Genomic DNA, 17,829 nt, shown 5'->3' with positions numbered 1-17,829 from the left:
GTTAAGATAGATGTGTTCTGTTGTGTGTGTGTTCTGACGTACTGAGACGTACATGTCGCGTTAGCAGTGTGTATTGTGTTTTGTTTTTAACGGTACGGTCACCATCGGGATCTACACTCGTCTAGTCGTCGGCAGCGTCAGATGTTGATAAGAAACAGTCTTTTAATATTGCCATCGCTACCTTTATCAAAAAATGAGACATTCATTCTTTTTGCTAAATCACTAAGTAAAATATCAATACTAACTGGACTAAAATGTGTCGTTTTTATATGCAGCGACCAATAACCATCAGGGTAAGAGCTATTATTTTTCAGATCCATATAATTAGAATCCGACACCGTAAAAGACGAAAAATCCTCTTCCAACTTTAATTTATTAGATTCAATATCTTCCGCATCATGCTTAATTGATGATAAATCTGCACAGGCAGATGAAAGTATTACCATTATAATGGCAAAGCATTTAGTCATTTTCATTTGTTATAACCAATATTTTATTTCTATAAACCGTCGCTTTAATTTTTTTTCCATTATCACGAATATCACTCACAACCTTTTTTACAAGAAACATGGGGTCTTTCGCTTGATACTTCACCCGGTAGCTTGAAATGAAATCTTCTGTATCCCATTTCATTTTATAGTCATAATCATTTAAAAACTCAATCAATGTGTATTTAAAACTGGCTCCTTCTTCTATCACCAGCTCTATATTTTTATCTTCATTACTTGTTATTAATTGATTACCTTGCTCTACACTTAATTCGCTACTTGCAAAACCAGATGCAGGTAGAAAACCTATACTAATAATAGGTATTAACATTAATTTCATTATGTTCATTTTTTACTTCTTTTCTATTTCATAGGTTTACTGCTGCTTCGCTTCACACCAACGTAATGCAACAATTTGTAATGACCTAGGATTTCTGCCTTCATCACCGTTAACGTCATTGGGTGATCCTATAATTCCCGTCACATCCCAATAATGACCTTTATCCGTCCATCGAAAAAGCACCCCAGAAACAATTTCTGCCCTAGAATTTTGGCTGGAAATACTGTTCTGTCCATAAGAGCTATCAGTAACGTCAGGAAAAGCACCATAACCACTATTTGAATAAGAACTCCCAACAATAGATAAATGTGTCGCTAAACCATTTCCTGCAATGTTAGGGCAGACAGGCTTATTTATTTTAATCGGCTGACAATTATTACCATCACTATTACAACTTCTATCAAATGCTTTTACTACAACTTCAACGGGTGTACGGTAATATTTATCACTGCTTTCTTGATCCGACGTTTGATAGACTAAATTTCCATCAGTGCGTAGATACTTGACAGCATCTCCCCCGCCATCACTGACATCTGAAATCATGGCTGACTGACAAATATAGTCATCAGCAGGTGTGCCTGCGGCTACATTCCAACATAAAGCTCTATCGCTCTGAATAGCGACCATACCGTCACTTCTTAGTGCTTGAGTACCGTTTAAATCAAAAACAATAGCTAAGCCCATATTGGTCGTTATGCCACCAGGCAAGATCGTATGATCTGCCAACACTTTGTGTGCCTCAAACCCGGTATCATAGTTAGCAGCGGTGGCTTTGTTAAAATCAGCAATATGAATTTTCGCGTAAGCACTATTCTCCATATCATCAATTTGTGAAACCTGTTGGCTTGCCACTTCAGCTAAAGTATAAATGTCGTTAAGTCCTGATAGGCCTTCAAGTCCATCAATAAAAATCGTGACTGATGTTGGTTTCACACCACGAATATCACTTAGACCGGTGTGATTAATAGAGAAAAAAGAACGAGCTTCTCCATCAATTTTTATCCCTCTCACCTTATAGGAAGACCCCAAATTAAACTCATCTTCAAGCCCTAGTGTACAATTTACTCGTTCATTTTTAACCGGATCAGAGCCTCCACAGCCATGAATAGAACCATTTACACCATTAAAAAAGTTCGCAGTGTCTATAGAGCTAGCAGCACTAACACCGCTTGCGGGTAAATAAATATATCCAAAACCGCTTAGTGAGTTTTTTAAATTTTTAATAGTATTATTAATTTTAAAAGTTTCTATATCACTTGAATTTGTACTTTGTACTTCGACTAAAGGCTCAAACATAACCTGAGTCGTCAGCTGATATATTTTCGCTATTTTAGCAGCATTTAATGTCCGAGACTGTGCATCTACTTGACCACGTTGTAATTGAGCCATATAAAGCATAATAAACCCAACGATTGAAACAGCAATCAGTACTTCAAGCAGCGCTATACCACGTTGTTTTTTCACTAGCTTTCAACCCAAAAATAAAGTATTAGCAGCGCTTTACCAACCGTGATAAAGCGCTATATTTAGTATTTAGTATTTAGTATGTACCATAAATTATTGTATTGTCACCACCAACACACAACGTAGCATATTGTAGGGGATCATTCGCATCTGGAGCCAATCCATCCAATGTCTTAATTAAGCCTGCAGCCATATCGGCAGTGCCAGTGAGATCACCGGGCGCCTGTGCACTGACGGTATCCACTATTTCAAAATAAGAAGCATCAGTAACCAAAGACCCTGTAGCAATCTTCTTGCACAATGAGTCACTTAATCCACCAATAGTTAAAACAAATGCACTACCGCTAACAGCGCTCGGATATTTCGGAACTGGTGTATACCCATAAAAATCATTTGTTATTGGATTGGTAGCTGAATTCTCGGATATTGCCCCTGCTGCAATCAACGCGTCGAAATCGGTTTGAGTTCCGCTGTAACGACCAGCACGACTGAAAGCTTTTTTTAATGACATAGATAAATCTGTAACTGACTTATTTATTAAACTGACATTTTGTTCCTCAAAGGTACGAGACGCTAAAGTTGCAACCCCAGCAGAAATAATACCTAGAATACCGATCGCAATCAGGATTTCCAATAGTGCCAACCCCCGAACCTTTTTATTGTTACGAGAGTTTCTTTGTTTCATACTTTTCATCATTTTAAAAACCTACTAATATTGGTTATATGTTGGTAATCCGTATGTTAAATTATTTACCAAGCATTAATCTTGATAAAAGATGAAAATAACATGAAATAACATGAAATAACATGGATTAACATGGATTAACATGGATTAACATGGATTAACATGAAATAATATAAATAATCTCAACTCGGTATAATAAATTTATATTAGACAACCCTTTACATCGCTAATAGCTTTGACTCATATCTTAACCCGATTTGAAGTTAAAGATACCTAAACAACTTAAGCTTTATGAGTCCTTACTCATTAGCCTATATAAACGATATGATTAGTAAACAGCATTATCGCTGCTTTAAGTTGGGAAAATTCAAGTTAGCCATTAATGCAAAGATTAATAGATATAAAAAAGGCTGAACCTTAGTTCAACCCTTTTTTATATATTGGTAATGGCTTTTGATATTAGCAATAACCGTAATTCATTAAGCGTTGGTAGCGACGCTCTAACAGCGCTTCTTCATTTAGTGGTTGTAAATCAGCTAACTGTTTTAGCAGTGTGGCTTTCATATTCGCCGCCATTTGAATTGGATCGCGATGCGCGCCACCTAATGGTTCTTCAATGATCTCATCAATCAGCTCTAGCTCTTTTAAGCGCAGAGCAACTAAGCCCATCGCTTCCGCAGCTTGTGGTGCTTTATCTGAGTCACGCCATAAAATAGAAGCACAGCCTTCCGGCGAAATTACCGAATAGGTTGAATATTGCAACATGTTCACGTAGTCACCCACGCCGATAGCCAGTGCGCCACCAGACCCACCTTCACCAACTACATTACAAATAACCGGTACTGTTAAACCAGACATTACTTTTAAGTTTTTGGCGATGGCTTCTGATTGACCGCGCTCTTCAGCGCCCACACCAGGGTATGCACCAGCGGTATCAATGAAGGTGATGATCGGCATTTTAAAGCGTTCAGCCATTTGCATTAAACGCAGCGCTTTACGGTAACCTTCCGGTTTTGGCATGCCGAAGTTGCGTCTTACTTTTTCTTTGGTTTCACGCCCTTTTTGGTGACCAATGACCATAACCGGCTGGCCTTCTAAACGGGCAATACCACCAACAATAGCTTTATCGTCAGCAAAAGCGCGATCACCCGCCAGTTCATCAAATTCCGTGAAGACATGGTTGATATAATCTAAGGTGTATGGGCGTTGTGGATGACGAGCAAGTTGCGCCACTTGCCAGGCACCTAAATCACCGAAAATTTTCTTTTTCAGTTCTAAGCTTTTCTTTTCTAACAGTTCGATCTCTTTATCTAGATCAACGGACTTATCACCACCATGGCGAGATACGTCACGTAGCGCCTGAATTTTTGCTTCAAGTTCAGCGATTGGTTTTTCAAATTCTAGAAAATTTAGGCTCATCTACCGATCCTTTTTGACTCAGCGTTCAACTCAATGACGCTGAATTTAGTTAAATTCGAGTTCTACCTGGTCGTTCCCAAGTAGCTGTTTCAATTCGTCTAACAATGTATCACTTGGCGTAACACGCCATTGCGTACCGAGCGTTAGCCGCGCTCTCGCCTCTAAGCGCTGATAGTATACATTGACAGGTATGGTCCCTGCTCGGTGAGGCTCTAAGATCTGACTAAAGCGCTCAAAAAACTGGTCATCTATTTGCGATTGTTCAATCGATACCGACAGACCACGGGCATATTTTTCACGCGCGCTGCCCAAGTCCATGACTTCGCGCGCCGACATTTTAAGGCCACCATTGAAGTCATCAAAGCTGACCTGTCCAGAAATCACTAAAATTTTATCTTTTTCTAGCAGTTCTGCATACCGTTCTAATGCATCGGAGAATAACATTACCTCCATTCGCCCTGAACGATCGTCTAACGTCATGATACCAATTCGCGTGCCGCGCTTGGTGGTCATCACTTTTGCGGCAATCACTAAACCCGCTAAGGTAACCGACTGATCGCGTCGAGTGGGAGTTGCATCTTTTAATCGACAACTGGTGTACTTAGCCAGTTCCTTAATATGGGCATTTATTGGGTGACCGGTCAAATAAAGGCCTAATGTATCACGCTCTCCCTCTAACCACACTTTCTCTGGCCATTTAGCGACTTGGGTATATTTATGTTCCACTTCTTCTGGTGCATCGGTTAGCACACCAAACATATCCACCTGTCCAAACGCTTCAGCTTGGTGATATTGGCTAGCCGCTTTTACCGCGTCATTTAATGATGCCATCATTGCGGCGCGGTGTGGGCCTAAACGGTCTAATGCACCAGCATAAATCAATTTTTCAATGACCCGTTTATTGACTTTTTTTAGGTCAATACGGGCGCAAAAATCAAATAGGTCTTTAAAATAGCCCCCCGCATTACGCGCTTCTAAAATCGCTTCAATCGGCCCTTCGCCCACCCCTTTGATCGCACCAATACCGTAAACGATGGCACCGGTTTCATCGACATTAAAGCGGTACAAACCAGCATTTATGTCCGGAGGTAATACTTTTAGGTTCATACGGAAACATTCATCGACCAAGCCAACGACTTTCTCGGTGTTATCCATATCTGCCGTCATTACAGCAGCCATAAACTCGGCTGGATAATGGGTTTTCAACCACAGCGTTTGATATGAGACTAAGGCATAAGCAGCAGAGTGCGATTTGTTAAAGCCATAACCGGCGAATTTTTCCACCAAGTCGAAGATTTTCATCGACAACTCACCATCAACACCGTTTTTTATCGACCCCTGCTCGAAAACCGCACGCTGTTTGGCCATTTCTTCGGGCTTTTTCTTACCCATCGCACGGCGCAGCATATCCGCACCGCCTAACGTATAACCAGCAAGTACCTGAGCGATTTGCATCACCTGTTCTTGATACAAGATAATGCCGTAAGTCGGGTCTAAAATTTCTTTAAGTGACTCGTGTTGCCACTTTTCGTCTGGGTATGAGATCGCTTCTCGGCCATGTTTACGGTCGATAAAGTTATCCACCATCCCTGATTGCAATGGCCCCGGACGAAATAGCGCCACTAATGCGATGATATCTTCAAAACAGTCTGGTTGCAGGCGTTTGATGAGGTCTTTCATGCCACGTGATTCCAACTGGAATACCGCGGTGGTTTCTGAATTTTGTAACACTCGAAAAGAGGCGGCATCAACTAAAGGAATCGATTCGATGCGAACAGGCTCTTTGCCTTCTCGTTGCAAACGCGGGTTTATCAACCCCAATGCCCAATCGATGATGGTTAAGGTACGCAAGCCCAAGAAGTCGAACTTCACCAGACCCGCGGTTTCAACGTCGTTTTTATCAAACTGCGTAACGGGGAAATGCCCTTCAGCATCAGCGTAAATTGGGGCAAAGTCGGTAATAGTGGTTGGAGAAATAACCACACCACCAGCATGCTTACCCGCATTACGCGTACAACCTTCTAAAATGCGGCACTTATCGATGAGTTCTTTGACTTCTTCATCGTTTTCATACAGCTCAGGCAGCGCAGGTTCAGCTTTGAACGCTTTTTCGAGCGTCATGCCCGGATCGGCGGGGATCAGTTTTGAAATGCGATCAACAAAGCCAAAGGGATGCCCTAGGACTCGGCCAACATCGCGAATAACGGCTTTAGCGGCCATAGTACCAAAGGTGATGATCTGTGATACTGCATCACGCCCATACATTTCAGCAACGTGATCAATTACTTGGTCACGTTTATCCATACAGAAATCGACGTCGAAATCGGGCATTGAAACACGTTCGGGGTTCAAGAAACGTTCGAAGAGTAGATCGTATTCCAATGGGTCTAAGTCTGTAATTTTTAGCGCATAAGCTACCAATGAACCAGCGCCTGAACCACGCCCTGGCCCAACAGGAATATCGTTATCTTTCGACCACTGGATGAATTCCATCACGATCAAGAAGTAACCGGGAAAGCCCATATTGTTGATCACTTCAAGTTCTATCAACAGCCGTTCATCGTATTCAGGACGACGTTGAGCACGAATTTCTGGATCGGGGAATAGAAATTCAAGGCGCTCTTCGAGGCCCTGTTTCGATTTCATCACCAGGTATTCGGTTTCTTCCATCCCTTCCGTTGGGAAGGCGGGCAGAAAATATTCCCCTAACCTAACCGTGACATTACAGCGTTTGGCTATTTCAACGCTGTTTTCCAAAGCTTCTGGAATATCAGCAAACAATTCGCACATTTCAGCTTCACTGCGTAAGTACTGCTGAGGGCTATAATTTTTGGGGCGACGAGGATCGACCATGGTGTAACCATCGTGGATAGCAACACGAATTTCATGGGCTTCGAAGAATTCTTCGGTTAGGAATACCACTTCGTTGGTCGCAACCACTGGCAACTGCTTGTTTTCGGCCAATTCAAGCGCAAAATGCAAATAGGTTTCTTCGTCAGCTCGGTTGGTTCGGATAAGCTCAAGGTAAAAACGATCCGCAAAGTGGGTTTGATAAAATTCAACACATTTATCGACTAATGCATGATTACCCTTTAATAGCGCTTTGCCAATTTCACCGTTTTTTGCCCCTGATAGGACGATCAACCCTTCGGCATATTTGATCAACCACGATTTATCAATCACGGGTTGGTGCTGGACATGCCCCCGTAAATAAGCCTCGGAGATGAGAAGGGTGAGATTTTTGTAGCCGACATTGTTTGTCGCAAGCACTGTTAGCTTGGTCAATTCATCAGCAAACTCTTCCGATTGCATAATGAAATCGGCACCGATGATTGGCTTAACACCACAATTATGCGCCGTGCCGTAGAACTTTACCAAACCACATAAGTTAGTGAAATCGGTCAACGCCATCGCAGGCATGCCCATCTCGGCCACTTTTTTTACAAGCGGTGGCACTTTGGACAAGCCATCGATCATAGAGTAATCACTGTGGACACGAAGGTGGACAAACTTGGGTTCTGGCATTCAACTTATCCTAGATGCTAGGTTTGGTTCGATATTTGGCGGTTATTCTACGCGAATCTGATTGCGGCTTACACCTCAATCAATACCGAGTACTCGTTTCACTGGCTTAAAGCTTTTGCGATGTTCGGCAATAACACCGTATTGCTCTATTGCGGCAAAATGCGCTTTGGTTGGATAGCCTTTATGTTGAGCAAAACCAAACTGTGGATGCTGCTTATCTAATGCTTCCATTTCCTGATCTCGCACCACTTTGGCAATAATGGATGCCGCGCTGATTTCGGCTACGCGCATATCGCCTTTTACGACTGCAACACCATCCATCGGTAGCTTAGGTACTCTGTTGCCATCAATCAAGGCTAAATCAGGCTGTATATGTAAACCAGCAATGGCACGCTGCATCGCAACCATTGTCGCTTGTAGGATATTGAGTTCATCAATTTCAGCCGGTGAGCAGCGGCCAATTGACCACGCTAATGCCTTTTGTTGAATTTCAGGGAACAGAGCTAAACGCTTTTTCTCAGAAAGTTTTTTCGAATCATTTAACCCTGCAATAGGGTTGCTTGGATCAAGAATAACCGCAGCGGTGACGACATCACCGACCAATGGGCCTCGCCCTACTTCATCAACTCCGGCAATCAGATGATACCCTTGAGGATATTCGAAGGGTGGGAATTCTTTTTCTGCCATGGTTATGCTTTTCCTATCAAAGTCAAAACAGCTTTTGCAGCCTGTTTATCGGCATCTTTACGGATCCATTGATGCATTTCAGTAAAGCGTTCAATCAAGGTACTGTTGTCACCACTGAGCATTTTATCGACCGCAGGGTATAAGAATTCTGCTTCGCATTGTTCAAGAATAAACTCTTTTACCAGCTCTTCTCCGGCAAGAATGTTTGGCAGTGAAACATATTCGGTAATCGCTAATTTTTGTACTAACCACCCTGTTAGGCGGTTAACTTTATAACCAACAACCATCGGTCTTTTCAGTAACATACATTCTAATGCTACGGTTCCAGAGGCAAGTAGTACCGCATCTGCTGCGGTAATTACATTGCGTGCAGTATCTTCAACAATCACAAAATCGAGCTCTGGTGCGGTGGCTTGCCAAATTTCTTCAAATTGCTGTCTACGTTTTGAGTTAACCGCAGCAACCACAAAACCAATATCTGGGTACTTCTGTTTTATTTGACGGCAGGTTTCAATAAAAGGCTTAGCAATTAACCCAACTTCACCACCACGGCTACCTGGTAATACCGCTAACCACTGCTTAGCAGCTTCTAACCGTAATAACTCACGCGCTGCCATTTTGTCAGGCTGAAGAGGAATTGCATCGGCCAGTGTATGACCGACAAATTCACACGCTACTTGATATCTGTCGTAAAACGCTTTTTCAAACGGCAAAAATGCTAAGACTAAATCCGTTGCGGCATCAATTTTAAAAATTCGCTTAGGTCGCCAAGCCCATACTGAGGGGCTGACATAATGAACGGTTTTAATGCCCGCTTTTTTGAGATCAAGCTCTAAGCGTAAATTAAAATCAGGGGCATCAATACCAACAAAGACATCTGGTGGGTTGTCTTTAAAATACTTGACCAGTTGGGCTTTGACTTTGAGCAAGCGCGGTAAACGACCAAGTACTTCAACCAAGCCCATTACCGCCAGCTCTTCCATCTCAAACAGAGATTCACAGCCTTGCGCCATCATTTTAGGGCCGCCAATCCCAACAAATTCCGCATTAGGGTATTGCTGCTTTATTGCTTTAATAAAGCCTTCACCTAACGTATCACCGGATAATTCTCCGACAACAATACCGATTCGTAGTGGTTTTTCCATTGGATGCATATTCTTTCCTAACAAGATGAGCTCAGCGTAACGGTTGTGCGTCTAAAAGACAAAAGATCGCTAAAAAGTAGCGATCTTCAGATAGTTATCGAGATTCGACAAGTAATTAAGACACGTAGAATTAACGAATAATGCCACGCTCTGTCTGCTGTAACATATCGCTAAGACGCTTGATTGACGGCCACTCTTGCGCCATCTCAAGTAACACTGGTAGCACTTCAGTTTGCGTTTTTCCTGAACGATAAATCTCTTTGTATGCTTTTTGCAGCGCTCGAATTTCTGCTTTTTCAAAGCCATTACGCTTCAAACCAACCAAATTAAGGCCAAATGGTGAAGCATGGTTACCCTGAGCTAATACATACGCCGGTATATCTTGCACTACTGCAGAGCAGCCACCAACGTAAGCGTATGCACCAACTGTACAAAAAGGATGGATTGCCGATAAAGCCATCACCCCGGCATAATCACCAACTGTCACGTGACCGCCAAGAATGGAGTTATTGCCAATGTGAGTATGGTTACCAACAATAACGTCATGAGCGATATGGGCGTTGACACACAATAGGTTATCATTACCGACAACAGTTTGCGTTTTATCTTGCATCGTACCGCGATGAATTTGCACCGCTTCGCGGATAACATTGCGGTCACCGATAATTACGCGGGTATCTTCACCACCGTATTTTTTATCTTGGTTCTCTTCACCGATCACCGCATGTGGAAAAATGCGATTGTCTTCACCAATAACGGTATTACCTTTGATGACGACATGTGACATCACCTCGGTGCCTTGCCCAATACTCACGCCGGATGTGATGTAAGTAAAAGGCCCAACCGTTACATTCGCACCGATGATGGCACCGTCTTCAACCACCGCACTTGGGTGGATTTGTGCAGTTTCGTGAATCATATTAAAACTCTCTACGAGCACATTTTAGCTCAGCAGAACAGACTACTTCGCCATCAACTTTCGCCACACCATTGAATAGTGCAATACCGCGACGTTCTTTTAAAAATTCAACTTCAATAATCAGTTGATCGCCAGGACCAACAGGCTTGCGGAATTTTGCTTTATCGATACTGGCAAAATAATACAACTCATTTTCTTTTGGTGCACCGAAGGTTTTAAACGCTAATAAGCCAGTTGCTTGAGCCATCGCCTCAAGAATCAAAACTCCAGGAAAAACAGGCAACTTAGGGAAATGACCAGTAAATTGAGGTTCATTCACTGAAACATTTTTTAGACCCACCAAGTATTTACCTTCATCAAAGTCAATAACTCGGTCAATCAACAAAAATGGGTAGCGATGAGGAAGTAGCTCCTGAATTTCAGTGATGTTCATCGTTTTCTTTTCAGTAGTCAAAGTCATATTCCTATACAGTAAAACTTCAAAAAATTATTCAGCATTATAGACGAAAAAGGCTCGCAATTGGCGAGCCTTTTTCGAAATAGTGGAATTATGATTCCGCTTTTTGCTCTAGCTGCTTTTCTAGCGCTTTAAGGCGCTTATTCATATCATCAATACGATGAACGCGAGTCGCTGTTTTTCGCCACTCTTTATTGGGTTGCAATGGTATGCCTGAGGAGTACATGCCTTTCTCTGTGATACTACGCATCACCATACCCATGCCTGTAATCGTTACGCCATCAACCACTTCAATATGACCATTGATCACCGCACCACCACCGATAATACAGTATTTACCAATTTTGGTACTCCCCGCAATGATGGTACCACCAGCTATAGCAGTACCATATCCGATGTGCACATTGTGTGCGATCTGCAATTGGTTATCGATAATCACGTTATCTTCAATAACGGTATCATCAAGTGCACCACGGTCGATGGTGGTACAAGCACCGATTTCAACACGGTTGCCAATGCGAACTGAACCAATTTGTGGAATTTTAATCCACTCACCTTTCTCATTAGCATAGCCAAAACCGTCAGAGCCAATAACAGCACCGGACTGAACTAAACACGCACTACCAATTTGAACTTCATGGTAAATACTGACGTTAGCCCACAACTTGGTGTCGCTACCAATTTTAGCATTTTTGCCAATGAAGCATCCTGCGCCAATTGAAACGCTATCACCAAGCTCAACGCCTGACTCAATCACGGCATTAGCCCCAACCGAAACGTTGTGACCCAACTTTACATCATCGGCAATGATTGCTGAGGCTGCTATTTCATACGCTGGTTTAGGTGTGATATCCAAGGCTTGTGCGACTTTAGCAAAAGCAACGTATGGGTCATTCACAACCAAAACGTTAGTTTTGCACAGCTCACGCTCAGAAGCCTTCACCATAATCACGCTAGCTTTGCATTCACCAAGGTGCTTACTGTATTTTGGATTAGACAGAAAAGTCACATGACCTTGCTGCGCTTTGTCCATTGGTGCGACTGCAACAACAGTCGCAGAGTCATCACCAAACGCTTCTCCGCCGGTGATAGTTGCCAATTCGGCTAAAGTCAGTTTTACCATAATAGTATTATTTTAGTTGCTTAATTACTTTCTCAGACAAGTTGTAGTCCGCTTTACCATATTGCATGGCTTGTACATCAACAACGATATCGTAACCTTCTTTCTCAGCTACTTTCTGTACGGCTTCTTGGATCACCATAAATAGTTTTTGTTTCTCTTCCGCTTCGCGACGAGCTGATGCTTTTTCTAGTGCTTGCGCTTTGATTTTGTACTTACTGTCAAGTTGACCGATCTCGATGCGTAGCTTCTCAACTTCATCTTGACCTAGTAGTTCACCATCACGCTTCAACTTTTCGATTTTAGTCTTAGCTTCAGCTTCAATCGTTTGTAGCTCTGCCGCCTTATCTTTAAACTCTTCCTGCAACTTTTGCAAAACGACTTCACGTTGAGGTAGAGCTTGGAAAACTTGCGCAGTATTTATATAGCCAACTTTTTGCGCTGCCTCAGCTGCTTGTGCAAAGAAAGAAGAACTTAGTACTACAAGGCTTACACTAGCCGCTTTAATGATTTTATTCAAAATATTTTCCTTTGTTAGAAGGTTCTACCAATAGTGAAAGTGAAGAATTCTTCGTCGTCACCTTCATAAGATTTAATCGGTTTAGCAAGAGAGAAAACCAGAGGCCCCATCGGTGACATCCACTGTAATGCTACACCATAAGATGAACGGTAGTTCATTGGATCAGAATAATCATAATAATACTCGTCACCATAACTTAATTTAGTGTTTTGGTAATCAAATTCGGTATCCCAAACACTGGCCATATCGTAAAAAATACTGGTACGAATTTGGCTGCGATAGTCATCTGAAGCAAATGGTGTCGGCACGATCAACTCGATACTTGCCAGTGCAATAGCATTACCACCAACGGAATCATCCGTTGCCGTATAACAACGGTTGTTACCGCCATTATTACCATTACAACCCGTGGAGTCATTATAAACAGCCTTTGGACCTGCCGTGTTTGAACCAAAACCTCTAAGGGTAGTGAAGCCGCCCGCGTAGTAGTTTTCATAAAACGGGAAGAGGTTATCTTGGCCATCGGTTTGACCATAGCCATTACCATAACCTAAACGCCCCCTTAGTAAGAGGGTAAATTCATGCTTTTTCGTCAATGGGTAGTATTGGCGAATATCATACTGCGCTTTAAAATATTGAACGTCAGAACCAGGCACGGTCATTTTATAAAACGCACGCTGATGGTTACCCGCCGTTGGGAAAATACCACGGTTTAAGTTATTACGAGTCCAAGAAATATTGAGGTCAAAGTCATCGGTAACTAGGTTACCGTCCTCATTACGATTGCTCGCTTGAGACTGTAAGAATTGGCTCACTTGAACATATTCATCGATATTACCGATGTTGTTATGTGTGTACCCAATACCAAATTCAAAACGATTGAGCTCATCAAATGGGAAACCCCAAGTTAGGTTTGCTCCGTAACTTTCGTTGGTATAGTCAACAATACCAGCTTCTGATGCTTCAAATTGGTTGTAGAAAATCTTACCGCCTAAACTGACACCATCAAGGTTCCAGTATGGGTCTCGATAATCTAGGCTAATGTTCCTTTGATAATCATTCATCATGGCATTAATACCAACACGATTACCAGAACCAATAAAGTTATCTTGTTGCAGACCAACCTGGAAACTAACACCAGACTCTGTGCCGTAACCAATACCAAAGTTTACACTGCCTGAGTTTGCCTCTTTAACGTTGTAAACTAAATCAACTTGGTCTTCACTACCAGGAACACGCACCGTTTGGACATCAACTGTTTCAAAGAAACCTAAACGATTCAAGCGGCCTTTACCCGTATCAATCGCTTTTGAATTGAGCCAGCTTCCTTCCATTTGACGCATTTCTCGGCGCAATACTTCGTCTTTGGTTGAGTTGTTACCCACAAAACGAATATCACGTACATAAATACGATTTCCAGCTTCAACGTTGACAACCAAAGATACTTCTTGAGTTTCATCATCGAATTCAGGAATACTTCGCACTTGTGGGTAAGCGTAACCCGCTTCTCCAAGTGCGCGCTTAACATCTTCTTCTAATCTCGTCACCAATGACCCGTTATACGTTTCACCTGCGGCAAACGGAACCATCGCTTCAAACTCAGCTTCTTTGCCTATTAATTCCCCACGGAACTTGACGTCTTTGACTTGATAAGCTTTGCCTTCGTTGATCCCCAGCGTGATGTAAACACCTTTCTTGTCTGGCGAAATAGCCACTTGTGTGGAATCAACCTGAAACTTTAAATACCCACGATCAAGGTAAAAAGAGCGCAGTGCTTCGATATCCGCGGCCAACACTTGCTTTTGATATTTGTCATCAGCAAGGAAATTCCACCATGCGATATCAACATTTAAGTTAAAGCGAGAGAGCAGTTCTTTATCAGTGAAAACTTCATTACCAATAAAGTTGATTTGTTGGATTTTCGCTGAAACCCCTTCAGTGAAAACAAATTTGAGGTCAGCACGGTTACGCGGCAGAGGCGTTATAACCGCCTTAACGGTTGCGTTGTATTTACCGACGCTGTAGTAAAAATCTTCCAGTCCTTTTTCGATATTGCTCAAGGTAGTGCGATCTAACGCCTCACCAATTCGAATATTGGAAGCATCTAAGTTTTGCTGTAATTGCTCTTCCTTGATCGCTTTGTTACCAGAGAATGAGACACTGGCAATGGTTGGGCGTTCTTTTACTTGGACAATAAGAACGTTGTTATCTCGTAGTACTTGGACGTCTTCAAAGTTACCTGAGGCATAAAGCGCTTTGATAATATCCGCAACATCTTGTGCATCAACCGTATCACCAATTCGAACTGGCATTTTGAGTAATGCAGCACCGAGCGCAACACGCTGAAGACCTTCAATTTGTATATCTTGGACTACAAAGTTCTCGGCACTATTCGCGGAGAGACTTGTTGCTAATAATGTCGCGAAAAGGATCTGTTTCATTGCCATATTTATTCTTGTTATTCCTTGCTACTACCTTTGCCTAGTGCTTATCAATCACAGGCGAGTAAAATCATTAAATATTGCCACAGCCATCAAAGAAAAGATGATCGCCCCACCAATACGGTATCCCATCTCTTGAACCTTTTCAGGGACTGGACGGCGAATAATCGCTTCAATTGCAAAAAACAGTAAATGCCCACCATCTAGCATTGGTAGAGGCACGAGGTTAATAATTCCTAAGTTGACGCTGATCAACGCCAGAAAACCTAAGAAGTAAACTAAACCGTAATCCGCTGTTGCTCCTGCACCTTTCGCTATCGAAATGGGTCCACTAAGATTGTTCAGACCCACATCACCCACCACCAATTTTTTCAACATGCTGATGGTCAAACCGATCACTTGTTCTGTTTTTTCAACCGCTCTACCGACTGATTCAAATACACCATATTGAAGCTCAAATCGATAACTTTCCGGCCATTCTGCGACTTTAGGAGCGATTCCAGCAAAACCAATCGTTTTACCTTGCGGTAACTCGCGAGTATCCGGTATTAGCTTAACTTCAACAGGTTGACCATCTCGCTCAACCGTCAGATCAATAGCCCGGCTAGGATTGCTTTGAATTAACTCTACCACCTGTTGCCATTGTTCTATTTTCACACCATTGGCTTGAATAAGCGTATCACCAACTTGCAACCCTGCTTTTTCACCGGCCCCACCTTGAGACACGTTGGTCAAGGTATGTGAAATCTCAGGTACAAAAGGTTTAAAACCTAATGCTCCCATAGCAGACTCTGTTTCTGGGTTAAAGTTCCAAGAGTGCAGATCTAAAGTTTTGATTTCTTCAAGACCAATTCTATCGCTAGAACTGACTGTCAGGGTTAATTGCTCATCACCAATGTGGCCAATAAGGCCCATATTCACAGATTCCCAATCTAACGTTTCAACACCAGAAACCGCTTTAATCTGCATACCTGATTCAAGGCCTGCTTGTGCGGCAATTGATTGAGGAGTGATATCACCAATGACAGGTTTAACGGCTGGTACGCCAATTAAGAACACAAGCCAGTAAGCAAAAATGGCGAAGAAGAAATTAAAGGCAGGTCCAGCGCCAACGACTGCAGCCCTTTTCCATAATGGTTTTTGATCAAAAGCGAAAGGTTTTAATTCCGGAGCTACGTCATCAACTCGGCTATCAAGCATTTTGACATAACCACCTAGAGGGATCACTGACAGGCTGTATTCGGTACCGTCACGAGCGACACGGCTCCAGATCGATTTACCAAAGCCAATAGAGAACTTTTCAACTTTGATCCCACAGCGGCGCGCAACCCAAAAATGACCGAATTCATGAACGGCGACAAGTATGCCTAATGCAATGATAAAGGATACAAAATTCCATAAAATGCCACTCATGATAAACGCTCTTTTATTGTTTGGTAGGCAAGATTGCGAGCCATTCTATCTAGCTCTAACAAGCTTTCCAAGTCATAGGAATGTAACTGGGTATGTGTTGCACACACTTTTGACAATACGCGTTCATTAACCCGTGCTATATCGGTAAATCGAATTTGCTTATTCAAAAAAGCGTCAACCGCAATTTCATTAGCGGCATTGAGTGATGTGGTCGCATGCTGACCTTGATAACAAGCATCGATGGCTAAGCCTAAGCATGGGTAACGGTCGTAATCGACGTCCATAAAACTCAACTCGGATAGCTGAGTGAAATCAAGTGCTGGGACACCAGCATTAATTCGCTGAGGATAAGCAAGTGTTAAGGCTATTGGGGTGGCCATATCTGGCTCACCCATTTGTGCTAATACTGAGCCATCACGGTATTGCACCATAGAATGAATAACCGACTGCGGGTGGATCAGTACTTTTAACTGCTGCTGTGATGCATTAAAGAGCCATTTGGCTTCAATATACTCCAACCCTTTGTTCATCATAGTTGCCGAATCGACAGAAATTTTTGGCCCCATTGACCAATTAGGGTGTGCGATAGCTTGCTCTGGGGTGACATCGGCCAATACATTCAAATCACTGTATCGGAAAGGACCACCAGAGCCGGTCAGCAATATGTGTTGAATACCATGTGCTTGCAAATCACAACGACCAAGTTTGGTCTGTATTTCAGAGGGTAAACATTGGAAAATCGCATTGTGTTCACTGTCCACTGGCAATAATTCAGCGCCATATTGTTCAACGGCATCGATAAACAGTTGGCCAGACATCACCAAAGCTTCTTTATTCGCTAACAGAACCCGCTTACCGGCTTTTATCGCCGCCATAGTAGGCAATAAGCCTGCCGCACCAACAATCGCTGCCATGACAGTATCAATTTCATCTAGGGCTGCGACATCACACATCGCCTCATCACCAAATAGCACTTGAGTGTTGAGATTGAGAGATTTTAATTGAAGCGACAACTGGTCTGCTGCAGTTTGAGTCGCCATAACCGCGTAAGTAGGATGCCACTGCTGGCATAACTCACGCATTTTATTGACATTACTTCCTGCCGCTAATGCAACGACAGAGAATTGCTCAGGGTTTTGAGCAACAACTTTTAGCGTACTCGCACCAATTGAACCTGTTGCACCGAGAATCGTTAACTTACGCATA

15 protein-coding genes are annotated in these 17,829 nt (G+C 42.6%); all 15 read right to left on the bottom strand.

Annotated features, from left to right (window positions below):
* Window positions 1-137: 137 nt before the first annotated feature.
* Window positions 138-476, bottom strand: coding sequence for a hypothetical protein (locus tag HGG78_RS03070; RefSeq protein WP_172532043.1), 339 nt, complete (start codon window positions 474-476; stop codon window positions 138-140).
* Window positions 463-828, bottom strand: a complete 366-nt coding sequence (locus HGG78_RS03065) for a TcpQ domain-containing protein (RefSeq protein WP_171822925.1) — start codon at window positions 826-828, stop codon at window positions 463-465. Before HGG78_RS03065 ends, HGG78_RS03070 begins: the two co-directional genes overlap by 14 nt.
* 36 nt (window positions 829-864) lie before the next feature.
* Window positions 865-2,292, bottom strand: coding sequence for a type IV pilus modification PilV family protein (locus tag HGG78_RS03060; RefSeq protein ID WP_172532042.1), 1,428 nt, complete (start codon window positions 2,290-2,292; stop codon window positions 865-867).
* A 76-nt stretch (window positions 2,293-2,368) separates the two neighbouring features.
* A complete protein-coding gene (locus HGG78_RS03055; RefSeq protein WP_172532041.1) occupies window positions 2,369-2,989 on the bottom strand; it encodes a prepilin-type N-terminal cleavage/methylation domain-containing protein in 621 nt (206 codons plus the stop codon).
* Between the two features lie 447 nt (window positions 2,990-3,436).
* Window positions 3,437-4,396 carry an acetyl-CoA carboxylase carboxyl transferase subunit alpha gene (gene accA, locus HGG78_RS03050; RefSeq protein ID WP_172532040.1) on the bottom strand — a complete coding sequence of 320 codons (960 nt, stop codon included), beginning with the start codon at window positions 4,394-4,396 and terminating at the stop codon, window positions 3,437-3,439.
* A gap of 45 nt (window positions 4,397-4,441) precedes the next feature.
* A complete protein-coding gene (dnaE, locus tag HGG78_RS03045; RefSeq protein ID WP_172532039.1) occupies window positions 4,442-7,921 on the bottom strand; it encodes a DNA polymerase III subunit alpha in 3,480 nt (1,159 codons plus the stop codon).
* A gap of 75 nt (window positions 7,922-7,996) precedes the next feature.
* Window positions 7,997-8,608 (bottom strand): ribonuclease HII, encoded by a 612-nt coding sequence (rnhB, locus tag HGG78_RS03040; RefSeq protein ID WP_172532038.1) that lies wholly within the window; start codon window positions 8,606-8,608, stop codon window positions 7,997-7,999.
* Window positions 8,609-8,610: 2 nt separating this feature from the next.
* Window positions 8,611-9,762, bottom strand: coding sequence for a lipid-A-disaccharide synthase (gene lpxB, locus HGG78_RS03035; protein WP_172532037.1), 1,152 nt, complete (start codon window positions 9,760-9,762; stop codon window positions 8,611-8,613).
* A gap of 121 nt (window positions 9,763-9,883) precedes the next feature.
* Window positions 9,884-10,672, bottom strand: coding sequence for an acyl-ACP--UDP-N-acetylglucosamine O-acyltransferase (lpxA, locus tag HGG78_RS03030; RefSeq protein WP_053310929.1), 789 nt, complete (start codon window positions 10,670-10,672; stop codon window positions 9,884-9,886).
* A gap of 1 nt (window position 10,673) precedes the next feature.
* The gene (gene fabZ / locus HGG78_RS03025) at window positions 10,674-11,105 is read right to left on the bottom strand and encodes a 3-hydroxyacyl-ACP dehydratase FabZ (RefSeq protein ID WP_171375422.1); all 432 of its coding nucleotides are present in this window, start codon (window positions 11,103-11,105) and stop codon (window positions 10,674-10,676) included.
* 115 nt (window positions 11,106-11,220) lie between these two features.
* Window positions 11,221-12,252, bottom strand: a complete 1,032-nt coding sequence (gene lpxD, locus HGG78_RS03020) for a UDP-3-O-(3-hydroxymyristoyl)glucosamine N-acyltransferase (RefSeq protein WP_053310927.1) — start codon at window positions 12,250-12,252, stop codon at window positions 11,221-11,223.
* 7 nt (window positions 12,253-12,259) lie between these two features.
* Window positions 12,260-12,769 (bottom strand): OmpH family outer membrane protein, encoded by a 510-nt coding sequence (locus HGG78_RS03015; protein ID WP_053310926.1) that lies wholly within the window; start codon window positions 12,767-12,769, stop codon window positions 12,260-12,262.
* Between the two features lie 14 nt (window positions 12,770-12,783).
* Window positions 12,784-15,216, bottom strand: coding sequence for an outer membrane protein assembly factor BamA (gene bamA, locus HGG78_RS03010; protein ID WP_053310925.1), 2,433 nt, complete (start codon window positions 15,214-15,216; stop codon window positions 12,784-12,786).
* Between the two features lie 48 nt (window positions 15,217-15,264).
* Entirely contained in the window at window positions 15,265-16,623 is a 1,359-nt protein-coding gene (gene rseP / locus HGG78_RS03005) for a sigma E protease regulator RseP (RefSeq protein ID WP_172532036.1), read from the bottom strand.
* Window positions 16,620-17,828 carry a 1-deoxy-D-xylulose-5-phosphate reductoisomerase gene (gene ispC / locus HGG78_RS03000; protein WP_053311006.1) on the bottom strand — a complete coding sequence of 403 codons (1,209 nt, stop codon included), beginning with the start codon at window positions 17,826-17,828 and terminating at the stop codon, window positions 16,620-16,622. Before ispC ends, rseP begins: the two co-directional genes overlap by 4 nt.
* Window position 17,829 lies beyond the last annotated feature (1 nt).

Source organism: Vibrio aestuarianus (assembly GCF_012395185.1).
GTDB lineage: Bacteria > Pseudomonadota > Gammaproteobacteria > Enterobacterales > Vibrionaceae > Vibrio > Vibrio aestuarianus.
Note: the sequence above shows the minus strand (reverse complement) of the source record. Positions and strands in the feature narration are given on the sequence as shown.

Excerpts from the sequence above, each read along its gene's own strand:
- HGG78_RS03070 (WP_172532043.1), bottom strand. The coding sequence starts at position 476 with ATGAAAATGACTAAATGCTTTGCCATTATAATGGTAATACTTTCATCT.
- HGG78_RS03065 (WP_171822925.1), bottom strand. The coding sequence starts at position 828 with ATGAAATTAATGTTAATACCTATTATTAGTATAGGTTTTCTACCTGCA.
- HGG78_RS03055 (WP_172532041.1), bottom strand. The coding sequence starts at position 2,989 with ATGATGAAAAGTATGAAACAAAGAAACTCTCGTAACAATAAAAAGGTT.
- accA (WP_172532040.1), bottom strand. The coding sequence starts at position 4,396 with ATGAGCCTAAATTTTCTAGAATTTGAAAAACCAATCGCTGAACTTGAA.
- dnaE (WP_172532039.1), bottom strand. The coding sequence starts at position 7,921 with ATGCCAGAACCCAAGTTTGTCCACCTTCGTGTCCACAGTGATTACTCT.
- rnhB (WP_172532038.1), bottom strand. The coding sequence starts at position 8,608 with ATGGCAGAAAAAGAATTCCCACCCTTCGAATATCCTCAAGGGTATCAT.
- lpxB (WP_172532037.1), bottom strand. The coding sequence starts at position 9,762 with ATGCATCCAATGGAAAAACCACTACGAATCGGTATTGTTGTCGGAGAA.
- lpxA (WP_053310929.1), bottom strand. The coding sequence starts at position 10,672 with ATGATTCACGAAACTGCACAAATCCACCCAAGTGCGGTGGTTGAAGAC.
- fabZ (WP_171375422.1), bottom strand. The coding sequence starts at position 11,105 with ATGAACATCACTGAAATTCAGGAGCTACTTCCTCATCGCTACCCATTT.
- lpxD (WP_053310927.1), bottom strand. The coding sequence starts at position 12,252 with ATGGTAAAACTGACTTTAGCCGAATTGGCAACTATCACCGGCGGAGAA.
- bamA (WP_053310925.1), bottom strand. The coding sequence starts at position 15,216 with ATGGCAATGAAACAGATCCTTTTCGCGACATTATTAGCAACAAGTCTC.
- rseP (WP_172532036.1), bottom strand. The coding sequence starts at position 16,623 with ATGAGTGGCATTTTATGGAATTTTGTATCCTTTATCATTGCATTAGGC.
- ispC (WP_053311006.1), bottom strand. The coding sequence starts at position 17,828 with ATGCGTAAGTTAACGATTCTCGGTGCAACAGGTTCAATTGGTGCGAGT.